This is a genomic window from Marinobacter sp. bablab_jr003, from assembly GCF_016464245.1.
Taxonomy (GTDB): domain Bacteria; phylum Pseudomonadota; class Gammaproteobacteria; order Pseudomonadales; family Oleiphilaceae; genus Marinobacter; species Marinobacter vinifirmus.
Window position 1 is genome coordinate 1 of record NZ_JADARC010000082.1, and the last position, 1,782, is coordinate 1,782.

Consider the following 1,782-nt stretch of genomic DNA (forward strand, 5'->3'; position numbering starts at 1 on the left):
CTGGTTGTGAAAGAGCATGCAGGTTAGACTCGGACATGGCGTATCATTCCTCTGTTGGTTGTGATCTTGGCGGTGATCAACCAACAGGATACGCCACCCCTTCAGCCTGCTTCCATACACCAGAAATCACCATAACTCTTGATGGCGGTGATGGATTCGATTAACCGGAAATCCCGGGCAACTCTGTGTATGGCTCGGGAAGCCGGCCCCGGGTCTTATGCGATGCGTCGTGAACATCTATCGCCGGCGTACACAACAGACTGGTCGCAGCTCCCAAGCGTCGATTGAGTGTTTGTCCCTCCCATTCCACCGAAACGTTATAAATCGGGATCTGAGAGGCCTGTTGAAGTGGAAACGGCATGCCCAGCGTAGAACCAATGTAAGGTAAAAATGTCCGCTGCAGAACCAATCAGGCCGAAGCCTGTTAGGCGCCGGGATTTACAGGGTTTAAGCGGCCTGTACAAAGCCCAGGGGTAAAAAATGGTTCTTACAAGGAGGTAAAAGTGGCTCTTGGATGGGGGGGACAAGAAAGAATTTTGATATTCCTCTACCAGAGGCAACAGATTCAGGGTCTGTTGCCTCTAGTTGGTAACCTGCCCCCAACCAGTTGAACCATCGAGGACAAAGCCTCGCGCCACAGCGATCCCGGGAAGCGACTACACATCATGCCTCCGGCCCGTGTGAGGTGTGGTGTTGGGACATTACATATTGCGCTTCAACCGTGCGTGGGCAGTTCTATTATCTGTACATGTTTGAGGACGTATACAGCCGCAAGATTGTGGGTTACGAAGTCTACGAGACTGAAAGCGGCGACTATGCTGCCGGGCTGTTGCAGCGTTGCCTGCTGCGAGAGCAATGCCTCCACCGGCCTCTGGTGCTGCACTCAGATAACGGGGCCCCAATGAAGGCGCAGACGATGAAAGCAAAGCTGGAAGAGCTGGGTGTCTTGCCGTCTTACAGCCGGCCCCGGGTCAGCAACGACAACGCGTTCTCGGAGTCCCTGTTCCGGACTCTGAAATACCGTCCGGGATGGCCTTCATCGGGATTTAACAGCCTGGAGGAAGCTCGTCGCTGGGTCGACCGCTTCGTCAACTGGTACAACCATGAGCACAAGCACAGCAAGCTGCGATTCGTAACACCGCATGAGCGCCACAGTGGTGAGGATGCCGCTATCCTCGCCCAGCGTCAGCGGGTTCTGGAGCAGGCGAAAAAGAGAACTCCAGGCCGATGGGGCCGTCGCCCCATCAGAAACTGTGAGCCCGTTGGCTCAACAACGTTGAATCCGGAAAAGAGAGTGCCAGAGAAAGACGTCGCTTAAACGGAGAAATCAGTGCCAACTGTCTTGAAAAACACCGGGTCGCTGAATTCCGCAACATTACCGCTGCCGCCACCAGTCTTGATATGCGAGCTGCCACAGCCAGCGCCGCAGTAAAGCGCGTAGAACAGGAGCTGGGTGTAGAGTTATTCGTACGCTCCACGCGAAGGTTGCGGTTGTCTGCCGCCGGCGAGAAATACTTGCCTTACTGCAAGCAAGCGATTGACTTGTTGAGCCAGGCGCAACAGAACCTTCGATCTGAAGTTGACTCTGTAACAGGCGAAATCCGGCTTTCGGTTTCATCCGATCTTGGTCGTAACCGCGTTGTGTGCGTAAACCGCTGAAGGTTGCCACCCATTCCACGTGAAGCCTGCCACCCGGACCGGAGCAAGGCTGCCACCCATCGGAGCGTAGCGACGCGGGGTTTCTCTTCTTACTCCGAAGTCTCAGTGCCCGTCAACTTTGCC

The 1,782-nt window shown here is 55.1% G+C and carries 2 protein-coding genes and 1 pseudogene; all 3 read left to right on the forward strand.

Features of this window, described 5'->3' with window-relative positions:
- Positions 1-150: 150 nt before the first annotated feature.
- The 3 genes and pseudogenes from H3Z84_RS07570 to H3Z84_RS07580 all read left to right on the forward strand — a co-directional run bounded on the left by H3Z84_RS07570 (position 151) and on the right by H3Z84_RS07580 (position 1,659).
- Entirely contained in the window at positions 151-288 is a 138-nt protein-coding gene (locus H3Z84_RS07570) for a DUF4113 domain-containing protein (RefSeq protein ID WP_228285760.1), read from the forward strand.
- A 307-nt stretch (positions 289-595) separates the two neighbouring features.
- Positions 596-1,318 (forward strand): annotated as a pseudogene (locus H3Z84_RS07575) (IS3 family transposase); the annotation flags it as partial.
- Positions 1,319-1,326: 8 nt separating this feature from the next.
- Positions 1,327-1,659, forward strand: coding sequence for a LysR family transcriptional regulator (locus H3Z84_RS07580; RefSeq protein WP_323126967.1), 333 nt, complete (start codon positions 1,327-1,329; stop codon positions 1,657-1,659).
- Positions 1,660-1,782: the final 123 nt, after the last annotated feature.

Coding starts and splice junctions, on each gene's coding strand:
- H3Z84_RS07570 (WP_228285760.1), top strand. CDS start 151: ATGGATTCGATTAACCGGAAATCCCGGGCAACTCTGTGTATGGCTCGG.